Source organism: Streptacidiphilus sp. PB12-B1b (assembly GCF_014084125.1).
Classification (GTDB): Bacteria; Actinomycetota; Actinomycetes; order Streptomycetales; family Streptomycetaceae; genus Streptacidiphilus.
The window spans coordinates 5507534-5528306 of record NZ_CP048405.1 but is presented as its reverse complement, the minus strand read 5'-3'; the positions used below and the strand labels follow the sequence as shown (position 1 = coordinate 5528306).

The following is a 20773-nucleotide window of genomic DNA, read 5'->3' as shown; positions in this document are numbered from 1 at the left end:
GGTGCCCCCGGGGCCCTCCCGGTACGATCCGCCCGGGGACCGGTGTGCGCCGGACGGCCTTCAGGAAGCACCGTGGTGGACGCGCACTTGGACGGGAAGGAGCGAGCCGTTGTGCATGGCCAGGGGCCTGGGCCGATTGGCCAGCCGGGCCATGATGGCGCCCAGCGACGAGGTCCGGCCCCAACGCTCGGGGCTGAGCACGCCCCAGTCGGTGAGCGCGCCGACGAGGAGCGAGTCCAGCGGAACCCAGACCCCCGAGATCAAAAACTCCGGCCAGTAGTGAGCTGCGGAGAAGGGCGGGGTGAGGGACCTCCCGAAACAGAACCTGGTCGTCAGGCCGCGGGCACGTCCCTCGCTCACCAGGATCTTCCCGTAGGCGGCGCAGTCACCGATGCCGTAGCGGCGGACGAACTCCGTGTCCCAGCAGAGCGGGTCAGGAAGCTGCAGGTACTCGATCCCGCTGAAGTCGTCGATGAGCTCGACCAGGGTGTCGGGGAGGTCCGGCCAGGACCTGGCCAGCGGGAACCGGTGGCGGTACAGGACGGCGGGGCCCGCGGGCGCGAGGTCCACCTGGAGCCGGGGCTGGTCGGGCCGTAGCAGGCTGAACCGGCAGCCTCGGCACCGACGAGGGTCGGGGCAGCCGGCGAAGTACTCCACTTCGTAGGTGTGGACGTCTCCGTAGCTCCGCTCCAGTTCTCGGGCCCACCAGCCGAGCACCTTGCGCGGTCGTGATCCGAAGTCGAGGTGCAGTGCCACATTGATCAGATCGTTCCCGTCGAACGTCGGCGAGCCCGCGGCCGTGCGGTACGGCAGGCCTGCCCCGCGAAGCCGGTCCAGCAGGTCAGGGGCGATCTGGTAGTCGGTCCGGGCGGCCGCTTCGTCGATGCCGAAGGTGCGCACCCGGTCCGGGACTTTGGCCAGCTTGGCGACGACCGCCGCGATGCCGTCCGTCATGCCGTGGCCCCGGAGTCCACCCGGACAACCTGAGCGGTTACGGCCGCCGCTGCGTCGGACAGCAGGAAGACGACGGTGCGGGCCACGTCCTGCGCGGTCGGCCGGTGGTCGAGGGCGTTCCGTTTCATGATTCTTTCCCTGAGGTGATCCGGGATTCCCGCGGTCATGTCCGTGGCGATGAATCCGGGAGCGACACAGTTGACGGTGATGCCCCAGGCACCCGTCTCTGCGGCGAAGACGCGAGAGAAGCCCTCGACGGCGGACTTCGTCGCCGTGTAGGCGGCAAGCCCGCGGAAGGTCTTGTGGGCGCTGATCGAGGAGATGTTGACTATCTTTCCCTGACGCGCTCGCCGCATGGACTTTGCGGCCGCCTGGCACAGCACCATGGGTGTCAGGACGTTCAAGTCCCACATGCGGGACCATTCCTGTTGCGCCAACCCGACGTGCAGGCCGGCCGTGGCGACACCGGCGTTGTTGACCAGACCGTACAGGTCGCGGCAGGCGCGCAGGCGCAGGGCCAGACCGGTGCGCTCCAACTCCACTGAGAGGTCGGCCCGTTCGAACCGGAGCGTGCCGGAGGATCGCGCCATCAGGTCCACGAGCTCCGGCGTCGCCTGCCGGGCGACCGCCACCACGGTGTATCCCTCGGACATCAGGGCCTCGCATACGGCGAGCCCTATGCCGCGTGAGCCCCCGGTCACGAAGACGGTTCCGTTACTCATGTGCGTTGATCTTCCCTGACGGAGCGAGCCGGAGCTCATGGACGACGCGGACTCGGCGGGGAACTTCGTACGGCGCCAGCCGCTCGCGCGCGTACGCCTTGACGTCGGCGGCGAGGGCCGCCGGGTCGGTGTCGTCGGACGCGACCACATCCGCGCCCACGACCTGGCCCAGCACGGGGCTGCGCACGGCGTAGACCCGCGCCGCCAGAACCCGCGGATGCCGCTCAAGTGCCGTGCGGACCAGGTGCGGTGGCACCTTCTGGCCGCCGACGTTGATCACTGACTGGTCGCGCCCGATCAACTGCACCCGGCCCGCGCACAGCCGTACCAGGTCACCGGTGCGGTGGAACGGCTGCCCCTCCGCCGGGGAGACGAGCAGGCGACCGTCCTGGACCTCGAAGGCGCCGCCGCCCGGCAGCCGCCGGCCCATGAGCGCGGCCGGAAGCCCGGACCGCCCGTCGGTGACGGACAACAGGGATCCGATCTCCGTGGTGCCGAAGATCTGGACGATACGGTCGGGGGCCACCACTGTCCTGATCAGGTCCAGAAGCGGGTCGTCGACGGGTTCTCCGCCCGTGGAGACCGTGCCGACCGGACGCGGCCGCCGGCCGCCGCGAGCGGCGAGGATTCCGGTCATCCGCCAGAAGGACGGGGTCGCGGCGACCACGTCGAGCCTTTCCTGCTCTCCGGCGCCGCCCGACGTGACCAAGCCCTCGGGGTGAGGAACTCGATCCGGGACGCCCGTGCCAGTGCCTGAGCCGTCGCGGCGACACCGGCGTAGGTGAACGGTGCGTAACCGACGCCCCAGTGCTCGGCTCCCCGCAGGGCGGTCGGCAGACCGCCGCTCAGCAGCGCCGCCCAAGGCCAGTGCCTCGGCTTCGGTTCGCCCGTGGTGCCGGACGAGAAGACCCACAGGCCCGGCACGGTCGGCCGAGCGCTCTCGTGCCCCGCCGCACCGGGTGCGGGGACGAGGCGGGGCAGTCCACTGGACCGGTCGGTGACCACCGTACCCTGCGGGCCAAGGTGTTCCAGGGCCGCAGCGGGAACGGTCGGTCCGGCCAGAACCAGTTCGGTGTCGGCCCACTGGCCCATGAGCAGGGCGAGGACCAACTGCCTGCCGCTGTCCGCCGCGACGGCTGTGCGGCGGTGTCCCGCCGCGCGCAAGCCGGCGTGCAGCCGAGCAGCCTGTGCACGGATGTCGTCCCCGGCCACCGATCCGAGGGCGTCGCGGACCCATCCCGAACCGGCCCCTCCTGAGCCCGGTGTGCCGGTCATCCGTCGAGCCGGACCTGGTGCAGCGCCCGGGCCAGATCACCGAGGGTCGTCATCCGCTCGGTCATACGCAGATCGAGGAGGATGTTCAGCTCCTCCTCCAGTTCGACGATCACCTCGGCAATCAGCAGACTGTCCAGATCGAGATCGTCGATCCTGGTGTCCAGATTGTAGGAATCGTCGGAATCCGCTCGGTCGGCAAGCGCGCGCCGCACTGCGCGGCAGATTGAATCTTCGCTGATCACATCATTCTGAATGGCGATGCTCCGCTCGTGCCGGGTCAGCCCGCGGGGATTTCGTGGAATTCTGCAATCATCTAACCCACGCGTCGCGTGCGGGTCAAGAGAGGCCTTGTACGGGCCATTTGACGACAAGGCGGCGGCGCGGTGATCCTGCGTCCCGAGCCGGGAAAATCGTGTGCGCTCCGAAGGGAAGTCAATGAGGATCACATGGGGGCAATTCGCTCGATTCCACGACGGGATCGACCGCTCGGGAGTTCTCAGGGAGGCCTGGGACGCCTATGCTCATCCTCATGGCGCTCCGGCGGTGCGGAGGGTGCCCGAGCTGCTCGAACAGCACCTCGTCCGAAGCTGCTCCGGGAATTCTCCGGATTCGCGCGGATTCGGGAGCGGCCCCCGGCCCGCGGGCCTGGAGGCGTGGGTCGACGCGCTTTCCGCATGGGCGGCCGGCCATACCCTGGCGCATGCCGAGGCCGACCGGCGAACGGTCGGTGTGGGAAGCCTGGACATCGTGCTGCGGCCTACTCTCGCGGTGTCGATCGACGGCGTTGCATTCCGCCTGTTTCTCTACTGCGAGGACGATGCGCCGTCGGAGCGACAGACGGCCGCCCTGTTCCACGTGCTCGCTCGGAAGGATTCGGACGCGGACCCCGACAAGGCCCCCGTTCCCGCCCTGCTCGATGTACGACGTCGGAGGCTGATCACCCGTTCGGCTGACCGGGACGACGACACGGCGGCTTCGGTGGAGCGCTCGGCGCGGGAGGCATGCGCCCTGTGGTCGCGCTTCGACCGGCTCGCCTCTCGGCTGAACATCTACTCCTATCTCCCTGACGGGGTGGACACCCCCGGCTGGGACCTGAAGCAGACCTCCTGGGCGGGGGTGCGTGATGTCATCGATGTGGGCTGTGGGACGGGGAGGCATCTTCGCCGGCTCGTGCAGCCCGGTCTGCGGGTGGTCGGCGTCGATCCCTCGATCGGAGCGGTGAACCACGCGGCACTGGAAACCCCGGCGGCGTACTGCGTGGTGGGGGATCTGATGGGCCTGCCCTTCGCGGGCAACTCCTTCGACATGGCACTGGCGATGCAGATGCTGTACAACGTCCCCGATCTCGACCGGGGGCTGAGCGAGGTGCGGCGGGTCCTGCGGCCCGGAGGCCGGTTCCTCGCGGGGACCAGCGGACCACTCCACCTCCAGGAACTCGACCAGGTGTTCCACGAGTCGATCGGGCTCCTCCTGGGGCGCCCGCAGCACGGATCGAACGCCGTGGCCGGGGGAGGAGACGTCCCGGTGGTGCGCCGTTTCGACCTGGACAACGGCGCGGTCAGGCTGAGCCGGTTCTTCGACTCGGTGGAACGGCGCCATGTCCAGCGGGAGCTCCTCATCACCGAACCCGAGGCGGTCGTCCGCTACCTCCACTCCACCCGGGAGCGGCGCGAGTCGGCCCTGCCTGCCGGGGTCGCCTGGAGCGCGGTGATGTCCGAGGTGCGCCGGCACGTCACCGGGATCATCCGACGCGACGGCGCCTTCCATGTCTCTTTCCAGGAAGGGGTCTTCGTCTGCCGCTGAACGCCACGGCGGACGGGTGTCACAGCAGCCGTACCGACCGGTCCATGGGGACCAGCGCGCCGATGGCGATGAGCAGCCGATCGTTGGAGTTGTTGAGCGCGGCGGAGCGCAGGTCGCGGAACACCCTCTCCACGGGGACGGGCGAGTCCCCGGTGTACCCCCGGGAGAGGCCGGCCAGCTGCATCATCCGGTCGGCGGCGCGGAAGGTCAGCTCGGAAGCCGCCACCTTCAGCACGTTGAGGTGGATCTGTTCGGCCGGCCCGCCGAGCGACCTGCCGTCCGCGCGAGCCTGCCGCACCTCCGTGCACACCTGGAACAGGTAGCCGCTGACCAGCTCCAGGTCCACCCGGATCCGCGCGAGCCGCTCGCGCAGGAGGTCCGAGGCCAGGTCCACCGGCCAACTGCGGTCACGGACGGCCGCGACGAGCTCCCGCATCAGGCCCCGGGCGGCGCCGAGCCAGCAGGCGGACCAGCCGAGATGGGCCAGCGGGATCATGCTCTCCAGCGCGATGTCCCGGAACTCACCAGGGGCACCGATGACCTGACCCGGCGGTATGCCGCCCGACAACTTCAGCCCGGGGCTGTGCGTCCCGCGCATCCCCAGCGGATTCCAGGTGCCCACCACGTCGACGGCCACCTGGTCGCGGCTGGCGTAGACCAGCGACACCTCGTGCGGAGCGGCGTCCTCACCCGCACGCATCGTGATCAGGAAGCCGTCCGCGGCGGTGCCGCCGGTGACCACGGGGGCGTCCCGCTCGATGCGCAGCAGCATGTCGTCCGTGCGCAGCGGAGTCAGCGCGGTGAGCAGGTGACCGCCCTTCGCAGCCTCTGTGGTGACCGAGGCCAGGTACTCCTTGCCCGCCGCGATCCGCGGCAGGAGCTCTGCTCGCAGCTCCTCGCTGCCGTGGCGGGCGACCACGTCGGTCTGCTGGCAGTGCATCGCCCAGACCAGGGCGGTGGACAGGCAGCCGCCCGCCAGTTCGGCGGCGATGCGGACCAGGCAGTCGAGCCCGCAGCCGAGCCCGCCGTACACCCTCGGTACGAGCAGGCCGAGCAGGCCCGAGTCACGCAGCGCCTGCATCCCCTCCGCGGGGAAGCGGGCCTCGGCGTCGACCTGTCGCGCGTGGCGGCGGAGCACCGCGACCACCTCGGCGACGGTCTGCTCATGCGTGTGCGCGCTCATCAGCCCTCTCCACCTGCCGCAGTTCGAGTCGGCGCACATCCGCGATCTCTCCGTGGGCGTCGAGGACGACCTCGGTCGGCACCGGCCTGGAGAGGAAGCCGAGCAGACTGGCGGTCAGGCCGTAGGCCCCGACGTTCGGGATCGACAGCACCAGGCCCACGGAGAGGTCGGAGACGTCGACTGCCCTGCCGAGGACGTCCAGCGGGGTGCACAGCGGCCCGACCAGGGTCGCCCGGCCGGTCCCATCGGCGCCCGGAACCGGCTCGGGCCGCGCCGACGGCGTCGGCAGGCGGCCCAGGCCCCACATGCCGCCGAGGACGTTGACGCCCGCGTCGAGCACCGCGTAGGTGGTGCCATGACTGCGCTTGACGTCGAGGACCGTGGCCAGCAGGAATCCGCTGTCCGCCACCAGGTAGCGCCCGCTCTCGAAGCCGACCCGGGGCTCTCCGCTCCGCCATCCCGGCAGCCACGCGTCCAGGGACCGCTCAAGCCCGGCCCTGATCGCCGAGTAGTCGGTGCGTTCCCCGGGCTGGGCGAACGGGGCGGCGAAGCCGCCGCCGAGATCGACGAACTCCGGCCGGCTGTCCATGGACTCCATCGCCCGGGCCGCCGTGCGGGCGCTCAGGTCGAACTCGGCGAGCAGCGCATCGACTCCGCTCACGTTGGTCGCCGCGAATACGTGGGCGCCCACCGGCCGCGCCCGGGATCGACCCGTCAGCACGGCCGCCAGTTCGGCCGTCTGATCGACGTCGATCCCGAACTGCGAAGGCCTTCCGGTCATCCGCAGACCGCTCCCCGCGGTCGCCGTGCCGTTCAGCCGCACCATGTAGTCGACGTCGACCCCGGACGCCCGGGCCACGTCGGCCAGCCGGTCCCGGTCGGTGCGGGACTCGACCGAGAACAGCCGGATACCGGCCTTGACCGCGGCCAGCATCTCCTCGGAGGTCTTCCCCGGTCCGGTGTACAGGCACCGCTCCGGGGGCAGGCCCGCACGGATGGCACTCGCCAGCTCGCCCGTCGAACTCAGCTCCCCGGACAGCCCGAGTGCGGCCAGCTCGGCCACGATCGCCGGGTGCGGGTTGGCCTTGAGGGAGTAGTAGAGCCGGGTGTCCCGGGGCAGCGCGGCCCGCAGGTCGGCGACCGCCCGATGCACCCGGTCGAGCCGGTAGACGTACAGCGGGGTGCCGAACCGCTCGGCCAGATCTGTCAGTTCCCGCACCGCTGCCCCCTGAGCCCAACTCTGGCCCGGTCATGTGCGGGCGTGAATCCCAACGATCACCCGCCGCGCCCCAACTGTCCACAGCCGTCGAATCAACTGCCCGCGCACGGCCGCCGGATGAGCTGAGGGGATACCCTCGACCGAGACCTGGAAGCGTCGGAACCGGAGGCGGGGGCCTGTGCGTGTGCTGGTCACCGGCGGATACGGCTTCACCGGCACCGCCGCCGTCCGCCGCCTGAGCGAGGCAGGCCATACGGTCGTCACGCTGACCCACCGGGACCGGCGGGCGGAACTGCCCGACTCGCCGGCGTGCGAGACGCGCCGAGGAGACGTCCGGGACAGTACGGCCATGCTCAGCGCTGTCCGCGACATCGACGCCGTGGTGCATCTGGCGGGCAGTTCGCGGGTGCGCGAGAGCTTCGAACAGCCCGAGCTGTACTGGGACGTGAACTACCAGGGCACGCTGACGCTGCTCGCCGCCGCCCTCGCCGAATCGCGGCGCACGGCGCGCCCGCTGCGCTGGGTGCAGGCGTCCACGGCGGCGGTGTACGGCGTCACTGGGTCGGGGGCAGTCTCGGAGACCGCTCCCACCAAGCCGCTCAGCCCGTACGGCGAGAGCAAGCTCGCGGCGGATCGCGCGGTCGAGCAGGCCGTGACGGCGGGGCTCCAGGCGGTCGTGCTGCGCCCGTTCAACGTGTCGGGGGCGGTCGCCGGGGTCGGTGACCCGGACCGCACCCGGATCGTTCCCATGGCCCTCGCCGTCGCGGCCGGCGTGGTCCCGGAGCTACGCCTCAACGGTGACGGCAGCGCGGTCCGGGACTTCGTGCACGTCGACGATCTGGCGCGGGCGTATGTGCTCGCCCTGGACGCCTGCCTCCCGGGGGAGTGCCGGATCCTCAACGTCGGTGGGACGCAGGCGAGTGTCGGCGACATCGTCGCCACGGTCGAACGGGTCTCCGGCCGCCGGGTCGCCGTGGTCCGCGATCCACCCCGATCCGAAGTGCCGGTCTCGGTCGCCGACGCCGCCGCGCTGCGCCGCCTGGGGTGGCGGCCGGAGCGTTCCGACCTGGAACGGATCGTCACCGACGCGTGGTGTGCGGCGTGCGGTCGGGCGGGGCGGTCCGCGCCGCTTCCCGGCTGACCGGGGCCCGGCGGGCGCGGCCGTCGCCCCGGGGTCATCGCCCGGGGTGCGCCCCCGGGCTCGTCCGACCGGTCAGGCGCCGCTCCATCTCAGCCAGCGTTCCCGCCGGGTCCGGCGCGGCCGACCACGCCGCACGCGCCGCGGAGAGGCGGTTCCGCGTCTCCGCGTCCGTGAGCAGGGACGCCACGGCGCCGACGACGGCCTCCCGGGTGGCGTCGGCCGGCATGAGCATCCGGCCCAGGCCGTGCTGCTCCACCCAACAGGCGTTCCGGTACTGCTCCGCGCCCTGGGGGATCACCAGCGTGGGCACGGCGGCCTCGATCGCGGCGCGGGTGGTGTTGCTTCCCCCGTGATGGATCATCACCGATGTCCTCCGCAACTCCTCGTCCAGCGGCACGTACCCGACCACGTGGACGTTGCGGCCCAGGGACCGGCCCGGCGTCTGTGGGCCCGGCGCCTGTGCCGAGGGATTCGACCAGTCGAACCAGCCATGCGGGCCGAGGGTCATCGTCACCTCCATGCCGAGCCTGCCCAACTCGGCCGCCGAGTCGTCCAACGAGGAGATCGCGCCGTTGGCGACGGTACCGAAGGTGATGAGCACCCGCGGCTGCCTGGACTCCGTGGTCGCGCCGCCGACGTTCCGGGAAGGACCGCCGTGCCCGTGGTAGGCGCGGATCCCGATGGCCAGGGAATCCACCACGGCCCGGCCGGCCCCGGTCTGCAGTGCCGGCGGGCAGACGTCGATATACGGTTCGACGACGTCGGAAATGCCGACCCCGTGTCCGAAATGCTCTCGGTAGAGCGGTTCCGCACGGTCCCAGACGGTTTCCAGTGAATCGGCGTAAAAGGGGCCGATGCTCAGGAAATAATGCGGAACGCCGTGCAGTCGCGCCACCAGCGGTCCCGCGAATTCGAGGGCCTCGGTGACCAGGATGTCGGGGGAGAAATCCGCGACCACCCGTGAGAGCTGCTCCCAGCGCAGGCGGGGTGCGATCTGTCCGAACATTCGGGCCCCGGAACGCCAGTCACGGATGTCCGCCGAGATCTCGTGGCCGTAGGAACGCAGCACCTCAGTACGCATCCGAAGGCGTCCCGGGCCTGCGGGCAGCAACGGGAAGCCGGCCGCCTCGACGCCGGGGGACATCTCCTGGGCCGAGCTGAATGCGACCTCGTGACCGCTGCTCCGGGCCGCGAACGCGAGCGGGGCAATATTGTAGAAATGAGAGTACCCGGACACACAGGTGAAGAGGATCCGCATTCGCGCAGTATTGCCCGCGAGGGAGGCGGCAGGCAACCGCTGCCGGGTGCGCGCGGTTCCGGGTGTGCAACCCGGGAATTTTCCCTGGTCATACACGAACTGGTTGACGCCGAATCTCGCACGCTCCCCGTTCGTGGCATCTTGGTGCGTCGGAGGTGGGACTCATATGGGTATACCGGTTCTGGACCTGAGCGAAGCTGCTGTCCCGTCCGACGACGTGGTGCGGGCCTGGGAGTCCGCGCTACTGGAAGTCGGATGCTTCAGCCTGGTGAACCACGGGATTCCGGCTGCGGTCATCGAGGAGTGCGTCGCGGCCTCACGGGCCTTCAACGATCAGGAGCTGGAGCGCAAGCAGCGCTGCGCCATGGCGCTCTCCCTCGGCAACAAGGGGTTCATCCCGGCAGATCCAGGCCCGGCGGGCACGGGCACGCGCCGTGTCGTCCGTGACTACGCGTCCCTGGACATCGGCGCGGAGAGCGACGGCGGCCCGGTCGAGTCCATTCTCCTGGGGCCGAACCTGTGGCCCGAGCTTACCGGCTTCCGGGACGCCGTGGAGGCCTACTACCAGGCCGTCTCCGCGTGTGCGCGGGCGGTCTCGCAGATGCTCGCCAGGGTCTGCGGGCTGGAGCCCGACTATCTGGAGCGCCGATCCCGGCGCGGTATCTCGCTGCTGCGCCTACTGCACTACCCGGCGCCGGCGCAGGATCTGGAGGAGCCGCCGAACGGGCACACCGACTACGAGTGGTTCACCCTCATCTGGCACTCCGGGCCCGGGCTGGAGGTGTACGGCCGCGACGGCGGGGTGCATCTGGTCCCGGCCGCTCCCGACCAGATCACCGTGCTCGTGGGAGATCTGCTCGAACTGCTGACAGGCGGTCGCATCGAGTCGACCCTGCACTGGGTCAGACCGCGCGACCCCGACCGCCACTCGCTGACATACTTCTACGGGCCCGACTTCGACGAGGTGATCGCGCCGACCGCGCCCCGGAGGCAGCAGGCCCCGGACGGCGCCCCCGGCTACCCCGAGCTCCACGCGGGTCGGCATCTGACCGCGCTGCGGGTCCGTCATCTCCCGCACCTGCGGGCGGCCCTGCACGAGGGAACGCTCCAGCTGCCCTTCCCGCTGCCGGACGGTAATCCGTTCAAGGCGGCGAAGGTGAAGCGGCTCGCGGGGTCGGGGGAGGGGCGGTCGCAGTGACGATCGCGGTATTCGCCGCCCATCCCGACGACGAGACGCTCGGGTGCGGAGCGACCATCGCCAAGCTCGCGGCCACCGAGGACGTGCACATCGTGGTCCTGGGCGACGGCATCACGGCCAGGGAGGCGTCCCGGCACGACCGGGCGGCGGCCGACGCGCTCTACGCCGACGCCGAGGCGGCCACGACCCTGTTGGGCGCGGCGTCGGTGACCTTCGAGCGCCTTCCGGACCTGCGGTTCGACACGCTTCCGTTGCTGGAGATCGTCTGGCGGGTCGAGCGGGTGCTGCGGGAGATCCGGCCTGCCTCCGTGTTCACGCACCACCCCGGCGACCTCAACCGGGACCACCAGCTGACGTCCCGCGCCGTGCTCACCGCGACCCGCCCGGTCGACGGCTGCCCGGTGCGGGATCTCTACTGCTTCGAGGTGCCCTCCTCGACCGAATGGGGTTTCGCCGGGGTCGCCCCGGGGTTCACCCCCAACGTCTTCGTGGACGTCAGCGAGACGATCGAGACCAAGGTGCGGGCGATGGAGAGCTACCGGTCGGAGCGCCGGGCCTTCCCGCACCCCCGGTCCCCGGAGGCGCTGCGCGCCCTCGCCCGGTACCGGGGCAGCACCGCGGGCCTGGAGTCCGCCGAGGCGTTCCAGCTCATGCGATCGATCCGCGCGGAGGCGGTCGCACAGGAAGAGAGGGAGGCCTGATGGCTCTGGACCTCGAACGGCTCGCTGAACGCGCGGGCCTGGATTCCGGGGGACTGCTGCGTCGCTTCGAGGAGGACGAAGCAGCGCTGAGCGGCCAGGAGCGCGTCGTCTTCAAGGCGGCGATGGAGATAGCGGACAAGGCGGTGAACCGCAGTGCCACCGCGCCCACCCTGGTGGCCCGGCTGGTCGAGCTGGCCCGCTCGGTGGCGGGCGACCCCGCAGCGCGCCGGGTCCGCGGGGACGGGACGGTGCTCGGGACCGGCCTGCGCAGGACGCTGAGCGCGCGGACCCTGCACGTCCTGAGCGAGTTGGGGCTCTACGAGGACATCAACAGCGTCGCCCCGGTCTGGCCGCACGCCGGGATGCTGATCCTCAATCCCATGCTCGGCTGCAGCTTCGGCTGTGTCTACTGCTTCCGGGCCGACGAGCAGCGGGAGAGCGTCGACTGGTTCCTCAACGGGCGGCCGACCCAGGTGATCGAGGAGGAGGCGGTCATCGAGCGGCTGGAACGGCATCCGCTGTTCATCCCGGGACTGACGCAGATCGGACTGCACACGGCCACCACTGAACCGTTCCTGCCGCAGGTCCGGGAGAGCACGTTCCGGCTCCTCGATCTGCTGGAGGAACGCGGATGGGGCAACGATGTCATGATCATCACGAAGCACTTCGTGCGGGACAAGGACGTCGAGCGGCTCAGCGGCTACCGGTCGTTCCAGATCATGCTCTTCCTCACCCACAACGCGGCGCCCGCCGAGATGGAGACGATGGGGGCGGCGCCCGGGTTCCTGGCGCGGAAGCAGCGCACCGTCGAACTCCTGGCCGGCCATCCGCGGTTGCTGGCCGCCCACTACTACCGGCCCATCGTCCCGGGTTGGAATGACGGTGACGAGCAGATCGCGGAGGCCCTCTCGTTCGGCGAACCGCTCGGACTGACGGTGATCGGCGGGCTGAAGGGCGTGCCCCACCTGCCGGAGAGCAGCCTGCGGCGCGGCCTGAGCCTGCCGGTGGTGGCGAAGGGTGCGGGCGAGGAGAAGCACTTCCCGGACGAACTCGTCGGCCGGATCCTGACGGTCCATCGACGGTTGGGGCTGACGAGCACCATCGTCGGAGACCAGTCCTGCGGGCTGACCGTCATGCTGTCGCGGGACCGGGGCACGGCCGTGCCGAACGTCGAAGCTGTCAAGATGTACGACTCCGTACCGGGGCGGCGGCCCAAATGCATGGCCCTGTGCCCGGCGGACCAACTCGCGGCCTGCGGCCACCCCCCGGTCCCGGAGCCGGACACCGTGCGCTCCGTGCTCGCCCGTACGGGCATCCCGGCGAGCTTCCGGATCTCCGCGGACGGTGTCCGCCTCAGGTCCGCCCGGCCGCTCTCGGTGCACGAGACCGAGTCGGTCGCGGCCCACCTTCGGTTCGCCGTCTTCGCGCAGCACGACAGCGGCCATAACCCGAACTCTCCCAGCGGACTCGAAGAGGACATGTGCGATGACCATTGACGAAGACATCCTGGGCGTCCTGCGCATCCATGCCGCTGACGTCCCCCCGGCCGGATCCCTGGGTGCGGACGACAAACTGGTGGACCTCGGAATCGACTCCCTGCGCCTGGTCGAGCTCATCATCGACCTGGAGCAGCGGTTCGGAATCATGATCCCCGACGGCGAGATGCTGGCAGAGAACTTCAGCACCGTCGGCAGCGTCTCGCTGCTCGTCTCCCGTATCCAGTCCGGGGCGTGACCGGTGGAAAGGCTGCGGAGGGCGGACGGTGTGGACGGCATAGTCCGGGTGGACCCCGGCGAGGGGGCGCGCGGTGCGGTACCCCCGGACGCCGGGGCGGTTGCCGCCGCTGTCGCGGCGATGCGGGACGACGGGGCGGTGATCCTGGAGGGCGTGGTCGACCGGGCCCTTCTCGAACGCCTCCGGTCCCGGATGCTCGACGACCTCGACATCCTGCTGCGCCGGCCGGACCGAGCGGAGAACTTCGCCCCGGGACACCTGCAGCAGGATCCGCCGGCGGAGACCGGGTACCTGTGGCCGGACGTGCTGGCTCACCCGTTCGTGCTGGAGGTGTGCAGGCGGACGCTCCAACAGCCCGTACGGCTGAGCTCCTACTCGAACAACAGCAACCTCCCCGGATCGGAGCCGCAGCCGGTGCACGTCGACGAGGGCCAGCGCTGGCCCGGCCTGCCCCGGGCCCACCCCGCGGCCCGGCTCATCGTCAACATCCCGTTGCGCAACACCGACACGGCGGGCGGTGCCATCGAGTTGTGGCCCGGTACCCACCTGGACCCGCGGATGTGCCAGCACGCGGGGAGCCCGAGCGGCGGCGTCGACCAGGCACTGCGGTACCTCCGGGCCGCCAAGCGGGCCGGGGCCGGGAGCACGGTCAACCGCAGGGTGGGGCTGACCGTGCCCGAGGCGATGACGGGGGAGCGCCGCACGGAGCGGCCACCGGTCAGGGCGGTCACCGAGGCGGGGAGCGTCATCATCCGCGACTCCCGACTCTGGCACCGGGGCATGCCCAACGCCTCGGACTGCTGCCGCTTCATGCTGGCGCTGACCTACGACCCGCTCTGGCGCTTCCCCGGAGACGCCGTCGAACTGCCGGCGGCCGCGGCGCCGCTGTTCGAGAGCGCGGGGCTGGAGGTCTGGGCGGACTTCGTCGACGGCCCGATCGACCACCTCGGCCGGCACTCCCTGGCGGCGAGCAGCCCCCTCAGACGGCTGAGGTCGACCGGGAGCCCGACATGAGCGCGCGGCCGGAGAAGCAGCGTGAGAAGGAATTCATCCTCCGGGCCTCGACGCCGTTCGGCGGGGACCTCGCCGCAGACACCGACCTCGACGGGTTCGACTGGGGGTTCGTGCTCGACACGGTCTTCCGGCACCGGGTCGCCGCGCTGGTGGGGCGGTCCCTCGCGGGCGTCCGTGGGATCGAGTACGAGAGCCGCCGGGAGTACGTGCTCGATGCCCTGCTCGGCGCCCACACCCTGAACGAGCGGCGCAACCGGCTGCTGGTCGCCGAGGCGGTGCGACTTGTCGGCCTCCTCCTCGGGCAGGGTGTCCAGGTCGCGGTCCGCAAGGGCGCGTACCTCGCCCCGGCGGTCTACCGGGATCCCGGGCTGCGGCCGATGAACGACATCGACCTCTTCGTGGACCGTGCCGCGGCGCAGGAGGTGGCCGCACTGCTGAAGGCGGAGGGGTACCTCCCGGGCCGGATCGACACCCAGAACCGGATCATTCCGCTGACCAGGCGTCAGTCTGTCTTCTGGAACGTCCATGTGAACAACCTCCCCGCGCATCACCGCCCCTCCGGCGATCCCTGCCTGCCCTCGATCGCCGTCGACGTCTGCTGGGACCTCTTCCTCCCCGCCAGCGGCGTCCGACTCCCCGCGCGGCGACTCCTGGACCAGGCGTCGCCCTTCGAGTCGGACGGCGGGACGCTGCCGGTCTTCCGTCCTGAGCACTTCCTCCTCGACGTGGCCGCGCACCTGCACAAGGAGTCCACGACGCTGCGTTACATCGAAAAGGGGAAGCACCAGCGGTTGCTGCAGTACGTGGACATCGTGGCCGTCGTGCGGGCCAATCCCGACCTGGACTGGGCGCTGCTCACCGCGGTGGCGGCCGAGGCCGGCGCGCTGCGCAACGTGTACTTCGCGCTCGCCAACGCCGAGCGGCTGTTCCCCTCGACGGTCCCGGGCGAGGTGCTCGACCGGATCGCGGCCGACGGCGCGATCGGCCGGGACTTCCTGCACGAGTACGGCGGCATCGATCTGGCGACACCGCTGAGGTGGGCCGCGTCCGACATCGCCGAGCGCCTCTTCTCCGACGAGCGCCCTGGCGCCACGTCCCAGTCCCCGGTCTAGGACCCGCGGGCCGACGACCGGCCCCAGCCGATATGAGTCCTCTCAGGGAAGCGAGCATCCGTGATCAGTCCCACGTACGACCTCCATGGCAAGTCCGTTCTGGTGACGGGCGGTACCGGCTCCTTCGGCGAAGTCTTCGTGCGGCGTGTCCTGGCGGAGTTCTGCCCGCGACGCCTCACCGTGCTCTCCCGCGACGAGTTCAAGCAGTTCCAGATGGCCGAACGGGTGAACGGCCCGACGGTCCGCTACGTGGTCGGCGACGTGCGGGACCCGAGCCGGCTGCAACGGGTCTTCGCCGACGTCGACGTGGTGATCCACACGGCGGCCATGAAGCAGGTGCCGACCGCCGAGTTCAATCCCATCGAATGCATCAGGACCAATGTCCTCGGCGCTGAGAACGTCATCAACGCCGCCATCGACGCCGGAGTCGAGCGGGTGGTCGCCCTGTCCACGGACAAGGCGACGAACCCGATCAACCTCTACGGCGCCACGAAGCTCTGCTCGGACAAGCTCTTCATCGCCGCCAACGGCCTCTCCGGCCAGACCGGGACGCGGTTCTCCGTGGTGCGCTACGGGAATGTTGTCGGATCCCGGGGAAGCGTCATCCCGTTCTTCAAGGAGCGCAGACGGTCGGGAAAGCTCCCGATCACCGACACCCGGATGACGCGCTTCTGGATCACCATCGAGAACGGAGTCGAGTTCGTCCTCAGGGTCCTTTCCATGATGAACTGCGGCGAGGTCTTCATCCCGAAGCAGCCCAGCATGCGGATGGTGGACCTGGCGTCGGCCGTCGGTCCCGGGTGTGAGCAGCAGGTCATCGGCGTCCGGCCGGGCGAGAAGATCCACGAGGTGCTCATCCCCGCCGACGAGTCCGCGCAGACCCTGGAATTCGAGGACTTCTTCGCCATCCAGTCGGCCTTTCAGGAGTCCTGGGGGCTCAAGCCGTCGGACGTCTATGCGGACCAGGTCGGCCGACCGGTCCCGACGGGGTTCGAATACCGCAGCGACACCAATACGGACTGGATCCAGGTGGACGAACTCCGCCGACTGACACGCGACTGACCGGGCACCGGCCCGCAGGGGAGGATTCCATGCAGTACCAGGACGCAGAACTCACCGAAGGGGACCTCCAGGCCTTCGACGAGCGGGGCTATCTCGTCAGGCAGATCCTCGACCCCCACGAGACCGAGGCGCTGAAGCAGGAGATCGACGAACTCACCGCGGAGTCAGGGCGGGCCAAGAATCTGGGGAAGGCTTCTCCCCGCAGGCGAGGGAGCGGTTGAGCCGCCTGGTGCGGTCGCCGCTGCTGCACCAACTGCCCTCCGAGCGGCGGCGGGCGCACGAGCTGCCGAACCTGGGCAGGCTCGTCTGGCATCCGCGGATCACCGGTGTGCTCGACCAGCTCATGGCGGCCTGGCGTCCGCGGGCCGAGTGGACGCTCTCCGGCGGCGTGCCGCCGGTACTCGACCTCCCCGACGAACCGGACCGCTCCCGCTACGTGTTCCACCACCTCAACGCGGCCCGCCACGACGCCGGCACCCCGGGGCTCCCCTGGCACCACGACTACGACCAGTACCCGCAGACGAACCGGTCGCACCTGATGGTGCACGTGCTGATCTACCTGAACGGGCTCAACGGCACGGTCGGCGACCTGTTGCTGGCACCGGGGACGCAGCGGTCGGTGGCGAGCAAGCGGGCGCTATGGCACCTGGGTTGGCAGCGACTGCCGGACGCGGTGGTGATCGACCGCCTCCCGCCGGGCGGGGCCGTGCTGATGAACTCGGCCATGTTCCACGCCCGCATCCCCAGGCCGGGAGGGGAGGCCGAGCCCCGGTACTTCCTGGATGGCTCCTACTGCCAGGGAGGGATCCGATGGCCCGGCGGCTACGGGGGCTCCCACCGGCTGCTGCGGGAGCGGCACCTGGCCGAGGGCGGCGACCGGCCCTGGCTCTTCGACGAGACGCTGTTCTTCGATCCGACGGCGGCCCACGGCATCGCCGAGAACGCCCGAGGCAGCCTGCTGGCCGACGCGGGCCACACGATCGGATGAGCGGCCGACCTGCCTTCCACGCCCCGGTGCCGCGCATCGTCACCTGCCACCAGCCCACCTACCTGCCCTGGGCGGGGCTGTTCCACAAGCTGGCACTGGCCGACGTCATCGTGTTGATGGACACGGTGGACTACTCCCGCCGAGGCTGGCAGAACCGGAACCGCATCAAGGGCCCGAACGGTTCCTTCTGGCTCACCGTCCCGCTCTCCTCGCGCGGTTCCGCGTCCCGCCGACTGTGCGACATCGCCATAGCGCCCGGCGTGTGCGCCACGAGGACCGACTGGCAGCGCGCGCACTGGACGAGCCTGAGCCAGGCCTACTCGCAGGCGGACCACTGGCGGAGCTATGCGCCGATCTTCGAGGACGCCCTCCTGGGGCACAGCTGGACCAGCCTCGTGGAGTTGAACGCCCACCTGCTGCGACGGCTGGCCGCAGCCCTGCGGATCGAGGTGGACTTCGTGCGGGCCAGCGAACTGGGCTGGGAGGGCCGGAAGTCCCGGATCGTGCTCGACCACTGCAGGCGCACGTCCGCGACGGTGTACGTGTCCGGTGTCAACGGGCATGACTACCTACGCGAGCAGGAGTTCCTGGACCGCGGGATCTCGGTCTTCTACCAGCGCTACCGGGGGCCCGTGTACCAGCAGCGGCACGGCGGGTTCATCCCCGACCTCTCCGTGGTGGACCTGCTGTTCAACGTCGGCGCCGAAAGCACCGCGGCGCTGCTGGCCGGCAACGCCACCAGGAAGGCGCTCCTGGAAGCCCTCGCCGCGAGCGGGGCCCCGGCCGTCCTGGAGACGGTCCCCGGGGCACCCGCCACGGCGGACGGAGTCACCGTGCGCGTGCCCTCGGTCAGGAGCGCGTATGTCTGAGCGGCCCGAGCTGTCGGTGGTCCTTCCGTGCCGGCTCTCCGGAGCAGTCGGTACCGAGATGAGGTGGGCGCTGCTGCGGTTGTGCCTGGTGGCCCTGGACGCCCAGACGGCGGCGGCGTCCGCCTTCGAGGTCGTTGTCGTCGACGACTCCAGCGACGTCCGGCTCGCTGACCTGGTGGACGAGTTCGCCCGCAGGCGGCTGCGGATCCGGCCGCGCGTCCTGCGCGGTGACGGGCCCTCCCGCGGCCAGTCCGCCGCCTACAACGTCGGAGTCGAGGCCGCCCGCGGCCGATACGTCCTGCTCACCACCGACGACTCACTGCTGGCACCGGACGCGGTCGAGGCCCATCTCGGCGGCCACGCCCGCCGGGCGTCGGCCGCCTATCTGTGCGGGACGGAGCGGCAGTACGCCTACGGCATCCTCTTCCGCGACATCATCACCGGTGCCCTGCACCCGCGCGGCGACCTCGCCGTGCGGGCCTTCGGCAGCCTGCTCGGCTTCGCTGACATCCGGGCGACCGCTGAGCAGTTGGGCCTCACTGATTGGACGATCACCCCCGACGACGTCCGGTACCGATACGCCGAGTTGTCCCGGACCGCGGCGCTGACGCCCGGCTTCCAGGACATGTACAACGAGTTGCGGAGCGATCGCGCGGACCTGCGCTGGCTGTGCGTCCGCATGGGCAACCACTCGGTCGCCCGGTCCACGCTGCTGGACATCGGCGGGGTCGAGGAGACGGTGCCGAGCGGCAACTCGGATCAGGACCTCGGCCTGAAGCTGCTCGAAGCGGGCGTCGGCATCCACTTCGAACCGGCGGCGGCCAGCGTCCTGCTGGAGCATCGGCGCAATCTCCGGTCCTTCGCGGATACCAGCGGACTGGCCCTATTGGCCGAGCGCTGGCCCCGGCCCGAGGTCACGCGTCTGCATGAGTACTTCGGGCAGGGCTACCACCGCTTGATAGCCGACTACCGACGCGCCCTCGCCGGCGGCGCGGGATCCGGACAGGTGAGCCCCCATGGCACTGCATGACCTGCTCGACGCCGCGAACCCGGCAGCGACCCTCTCGGACGACCACCGCAGCTGCACGGTAAGGGAGTTCGGCGTGGAGACCCAGGCCTGGGCCGGTCTGCTGACGGACCGGGGCGCGGTCCGCGGTGACCGGGTGGCCTTCCTGCTGCCCAACTGCGTCACACTGGCCGCCGCGCTGCTCGGCGCGCTGCGGGCCGGCCTGGTTCCGGTGCCGCTGCACCCCGGCACCCCACTCGGCCAACTGGACGACATCATGCGTGACTGCCGTCCCGCGCTGCTGGTCGTCGACGCTTCGAGGCCGGACGGAGCACCGGCCGGGGATCCGCCGGTACGGTTCCTGCCGGCGGATCCGGCCTTCGCTCTCGGGCCCCCGGCGGCCACGGCCGAGCCCGCGCCTGCCGTCGAGCCGGACGACATCGCGCTCATCATGTACACCTCGGGTTCAACGGCCGCGCCACGCGGTGTGGTGTGCCCGCACCGGCAGGCGGAGTTCGCGGTCCGGGCGATCGCCGACCGGCTCGGCTACCGTCCGGGCGACGTCGTCTTCAGCTGCCTGCCGATGAGTTTCGACTACGGGCTGTACCAGCTGTTCCTGGCGCTGCACGGGGGCAGTGACCTGGTCCTCGCGCCCAGCGGAGTCGGTCCTTTGCTGCTGGCGCGGGCCCACCGGGCCGGAGCCACGGTCGTCCCGGTCGTCCCGGGCCTGGCGCGGAGGCTCTGCCTGCTCGCGGGTCGGCCGAACGCCCGGCGTCCGCCCGTGCGGCTGTTCACCAACACCGGCGACGCGCTCACACCGGAGGACTGCGTGAGCCTGCGCCGGGGCTTCCCCGGAGCGGGCGTCGTCCGCATGTTCGGACTGACTGAGTGCAAGCGGGTCTCGATCAGTGAGCCGGACGAGGACCTGGACGCGCCGGACGCGGTCGGGCTCCCGCTGCCCGGTACCGCCCTGGAGGTTCGGGACGAGGACGGCAGGCCGTGCCGACCCGGCGAGACCGGGGAACTGGTCGTCCACGGGCCGCATGTGATGGTGGGGTACTGGGGCAGGCCGGAGGAGACGCGCCGGCGGTTCCGGACCACGCCGGAGGGGACCGCCCTGTACAGCGGCGACTTCGGCTGGATCGACGAGGCCGGGCGGTTCTGCTTCTCCCACCGTGCCGACGACACCTACAAGGTGGGCTCCGTACGCGTCGGTGCGGCGGAGATCGAGAGCGCGGCCATGCGGATCGACGGGACGACCGCGGTCTGCGTGGTTCGCCGGTCCGGGCACCCGGACCCGGTCGTCTTCGTGGTCAGTGACCGCCCGCGCGCGGACATCCTGCGCGCCCTGGCCCGCGAACTCGGCGCGCACAAGTCGCCGGGGCAGGTCGTGGTGGTGGATGAGCTGCCTGAGAACCGCAATGGGAAGGTCGACCGGGCGCGGCTGCGGGAGCTGGCCGCCGAGGTGGGCTGATCCGGCCTCGAACGACGGCGCCTCGCACGGGAGGCCGTCCACCGTGCCCCGGTGGGCGGC

Annotated in this window: 22 protein-coding genes; 14 read left to right on the top strand and 8 right to left on the bottom strand. The window is 70.8% G+C overall.

Features of this window, described 5'->3' with window-relative positions; translation table 11 throughout:
- Nucleotides 1-60: 60 nt before the first annotated feature.
- The 5 genes from GXW83_RS23925 to GXW83_RS23905 are packed head-to-tail and all read right to left on the bottom strand — an operon-like array spanning nt 61 to nt 3397.
- Nucleotides 61-954: a transglutaminase domain-containing protein gene (locus GXW83_RS23925; RefSeq protein ID WP_182445112.1), complete on the bottom strand. Its 894-nt coding sequence runs from the start codon at nt 952-954 to the stop codon at nt 61-63.
- Nucleotides 951-1676: an SDR family NAD(P)-dependent oxidoreductase gene (locus tag GXW83_RS23920; RefSeq protein ID WP_182445111.1), complete on the bottom strand. Its 726-nt coding sequence runs from the start codon at nt 1674-1676 to the stop codon at nt 951-953. The genes GXW83_RS23925 and GXW83_RS23920 overlap by 4 nt, the downstream gene beginning before the upstream one ends.
- On the bottom strand, nt 1669-2343 hold the full coding sequence (locus GXW83_RS23915) for a class I adenylate-forming enzyme family protein (protein ID WP_182445110.1): 675 nt from the start codon (nt 2341-2343) through the stop codon (nt 1669-1671). Before GXW83_RS23915 ends, GXW83_RS23920 begins: the two co-directional genes overlap by 8 nt.
- Nucleotides 2310-2951 (bottom strand): hypothetical protein, encoded by a 642-nt coding sequence (locus GXW83_RS23910; RefSeq protein ID WP_182445109.1) that lies wholly within the window; start codon nt 2949-2951, stop codon nt 2310-2312. The genes GXW83_RS23915 and GXW83_RS23910 overlap by 34 nt, the downstream gene beginning before the upstream one ends.
- Nucleotides 2948-3397: a phosphopantetheine-binding protein gene (locus GXW83_RS23905; protein ID WP_182445108.1), complete on the bottom strand. Its 450-nt coding sequence runs from the start codon at nt 3395-3397 to the stop codon at nt 2948-2950. The genes GXW83_RS23910 and GXW83_RS23905 overlap by 4 nt, the downstream gene beginning before the upstream one ends.
- A 106-nt stretch (nt 3398-3503) precedes the next feature.
- On the opposite strand from GXW83_RS23905, the gene GXW83_RS23900 reads away from it, so the two are divergent.
- Nucleotides 3504-4754 (top strand): class I SAM-dependent methyltransferase, encoded by a 1251-nt coding sequence (locus GXW83_RS23900; protein ID WP_182445107.1) that lies wholly within the window; start codon nt 3504-3506, stop codon nt 4752-4754.
- A gap of 19 nt (nt 4755-4773) precedes the next feature.
- Here the strand turns inward: GXW83_RS23900 and GXW83_RS23895 are convergent, their stop codons facing one another.
- Nucleotides 4774-5937: an acyl-CoA dehydrogenase family protein gene (locus tag GXW83_RS23895; RefSeq protein WP_182445106.1), complete on the bottom strand. Its 1164-nt coding sequence runs from the start codon at nt 5935-5937 to the stop codon at nt 4774-4776.
- On the bottom strand, nt 5918-7156 hold the full coding sequence (locus tag GXW83_RS23890; RefSeq protein WP_182445105.1) for a type III PLP-dependent enzyme: 1239 nt from the start codon (nt 7154-7156) through the stop codon (nt 5918-5920). The genes GXW83_RS23895 and GXW83_RS23890 overlap by 20 nt, the downstream gene beginning before the upstream one ends.
- Nucleotides 7157-7334: 178 nt before the next feature.
- On the opposite strand from GXW83_RS23890, the gene GXW83_RS23885 reads away from it, so the two are divergent.
- Nucleotides 7335-8297 (top strand): NAD-dependent epimerase/dehydratase family protein, encoded by a 963-nt coding sequence (locus GXW83_RS23885; protein ID WP_225447213.1) that lies wholly within the window; start codon nt 7335-7337, stop codon nt 8295-8297.
- Between the two features lie 34 nt (nt 8298-8331).
- On the opposite strand, the gene GXW83_RS23880 is transcribed toward GXW83_RS23885, so the two are convergent.
- Nucleotides 8332-9555, bottom strand: coding sequence for a glycosyltransferase (locus GXW83_RS23880; protein ID WP_182445104.1), 1224 nt, complete (start codon nt 9553-9555; stop codon nt 8332-8334).
- Nucleotides 9556-9721: 166 nt separating this feature from the next.
- Here GXW83_RS23880 and GXW83_RS23875 point away from each other — a divergent pair, with 166 nt between their 5' ends.
- Genes GXW83_RS23875 through GXW83_RS23820 form a run of 12 tightly spaced genes read left to right on the top strand, consistent with a single transcriptional unit; the run spans nt 9722 to nt 20713 of the window.
- Nucleotides 9722-10753, top strand: a complete 1032-nt coding sequence (locus GXW83_RS23875; RefSeq protein ID WP_182445103.1) for an isopenicillin N synthase family oxygenase — start codon at nt 9722-9724, stop codon at nt 10751-10753.
- Nucleotides 10750-11454: a PIG-L deacetylase family protein gene (locus GXW83_RS23870; protein WP_182445102.1), complete on the top strand. Its 705-nt coding sequence runs from the start codon at nt 10750-10752 to the stop codon at nt 11452-11454. Before GXW83_RS23875 ends, GXW83_RS23870 begins: the two co-directional genes overlap by 4 nt.
- Nucleotides 11454-12950, top strand: coding sequence for a hypothetical protein (locus GXW83_RS23865; RefSeq protein ID WP_182445101.1), 1497 nt, complete (start codon nt 11454-11456; stop codon nt 12948-12950). Before GXW83_RS23870 ends, GXW83_RS23865 begins: the two co-directional genes overlap by 1 nt.
- Nucleotides 12940-13188, top strand: a complete 249-nt coding sequence (locus GXW83_RS23860; RefSeq protein ID WP_182445100.1) for a phosphopantetheine-binding protein — start codon at nt 12940-12942, stop codon at nt 13186-13188. The genes GXW83_RS23865 and GXW83_RS23860 overlap by 11 nt, the downstream gene beginning before the upstream one ends.
- 30 nt (nt 13189-13218) lie before the next feature.
- The gene (locus GXW83_RS23855; protein WP_182445099.1) at nt 13219-14202 is read left to right on the top strand and encodes a phytanoyl-CoA dioxygenase family protein; all 984 of its coding nucleotides are present in this window, start codon (nt 13219-13221) and stop codon (nt 14200-14202) included.
- Complete coding sequence (locus GXW83_RS23850) at nt 14199-15314, top strand: nucleotidyltransferase family protein (RefSeq protein WP_182445098.1); 1116 nt, start codon at nt 14199-14201, stop codon at nt 15312-15314. The genes GXW83_RS23855 and GXW83_RS23850 overlap by 4 nt, the downstream gene beginning before the upstream one ends.
- Before the next feature lie 60 nt (nt 15315-15374).
- Nucleotides 15375-16376: a UDP-N-acetylglucosamine 4,6-dehydratase (inverting) gene (pseB, locus tag GXW83_RS23845; protein ID WP_225447212.1), complete on the top strand. Its 1002-nt coding sequence runs from the start codon at nt 15375-15377 to the stop codon at nt 16374-16376.
- A 29-nt stretch (nt 16377-16405) separates the two neighbouring features.
- Nucleotides 16406-16597: a hypothetical protein gene (locus GXW83_RS23840; RefSeq protein ID WP_182445097.1), complete on the top strand. Its 192-nt coding sequence runs from the start codon at nt 16406-16408 to the stop codon at nt 16595-16597.
- The gene (locus GXW83_RS23835) at nt 16594-17364 is read left to right on the top strand and encodes a phytanoyl-CoA dioxygenase (protein WP_182445096.1); all 771 of its coding nucleotides are present in this window, start codon (nt 16594-16596) and stop codon (nt 17362-17364) included. The genes GXW83_RS23840 and GXW83_RS23835 overlap by 4 nt, the downstream gene beginning before the upstream one ends.
- A complete protein-coding gene (locus GXW83_RS23830; protein ID WP_182445095.1) occupies nt 17361-18233 on the top strand; it encodes a WbqC family protein in 873 nt (290 codons plus the stop codon). Before GXW83_RS23835 ends, GXW83_RS23830 begins: the two co-directional genes overlap by 4 nt.
- The gene (locus GXW83_RS23825) at nt 18226-19263 is read left to right on the top strand and encodes a glycosyltransferase family 2 protein (protein ID WP_182445094.1); all 1038 of its coding nucleotides are present in this window, start codon (nt 18226-18228) and stop codon (nt 19261-19263) included. The genes GXW83_RS23830 and GXW83_RS23825 overlap by 8 nt, the downstream gene beginning before the upstream one ends.
- The gene (locus GXW83_RS23820) at nt 19250-20713 is read left to right on the top strand and encodes a class I adenylate-forming enzyme family protein (protein ID WP_182445093.1); all 1464 of its coding nucleotides are present in this window, start codon (nt 19250-19252) and stop codon (nt 20711-20713) included. Before GXW83_RS23825 ends, GXW83_RS23820 begins: the two co-directional genes overlap by 14 nt.
- The last annotated feature ends 60 nt before the right edge of the window (nt 20714-20773 follow it).

What these genes read in the sequence shown, in the direction of transcription:
- GXW83_RS23925 (WP_182445112.1), bottom strand. Translation starts at nt 954, where the DNA reads ATGACGGACGGCATCGCGGCGGTCGTCGCCAAGCTGGCCAAAGTCCCG.
- GXW83_RS23920 (WP_182445111.1), bottom strand. Translation starts at nt 1,676, where the DNA reads ATGAGTAACGGAACCGTCTTCGTGACCGGGGGCTCACGCGGCATAGGG.
- GXW83_RS23910 (WP_182445109.1), bottom strand. Translation starts at nt 2,951, where the DNA reads ATGACCGGCACACCGGGCTCAGGAGGGGCCGGTTCGGGATGGGTCCGC.
- GXW83_RS23895 (WP_182445106.1), bottom strand. Translation starts at nt 5,937, where the DNA reads ATGAGCGCGCACACGCATGAGCAGACCGTCGCCGAGGTGGTCGCGGTG.
- GXW83_RS23880 (WP_182445104.1), bottom strand. Translation starts at nt 9,555, where the DNA reads ATGCGGATCCTCTTCACCTGTGTGTCCGGGTACTCTCATTTCTACAAT.
- GXW83_RS23875 (WP_182445103.1), top strand. Translation starts at nt 9,722, where the DNA reads ATGGGTATACCGGTTCTGGACCTGAGCGAAGCTGCTGTCCCGTCCGAC.
- GXW83_RS23865 (WP_182445101.1), top strand. Translation starts at nt 11,454, where the DNA reads ATGGCTCTGGACCTCGAACGGCTCGCTGAACGCGCGGGCCTGGATTCC.
- GXW83_RS23860 (WP_182445100.1), top strand. Translation starts at nt 12,940, where the DNA reads ATGACCATTGACGAAGACATCCTGGGCGTCCTGCGCATCCATGCCGCT.
- GXW83_RS23850 (WP_182445098.1), top strand. Translation starts at nt 14,199, where the DNA reads ATGAGCGCGCGGCCGGAGAAGCAGCGTGAGAAGGAATTCATCCTCCGG.
- GXW83_RS23840 (WP_182445097.1), top strand. Translation starts at nt 16,406, where the DNA reads ATGCAGTACCAGGACGCAGAACTCACCGAAGGGGACCTCCAGGCCTTC.
- GXW83_RS23830 (WP_182445095.1), top strand. Translation starts at nt 17,361, where the DNA reads ATGAGCGGCCGACCTGCCTTCCACGCCCCGGTGCCGCGCATCGTCACC.
- GXW83_RS23825 (WP_182445094.1), top strand. Translation starts at nt 18,226, where the DNA reads ATGTCTGAGCGGCCCGAGCTGTCGGTGGTCCTTCCGTGCCGGCTCTCC.
- GXW83_RS23820 (WP_182445093.1), top strand. Translation starts at nt 19,250, where the DNA reads ATGGCACTGCATGACCTGCTCGACGCCGCGAACCCGGCAGCGACCCTC.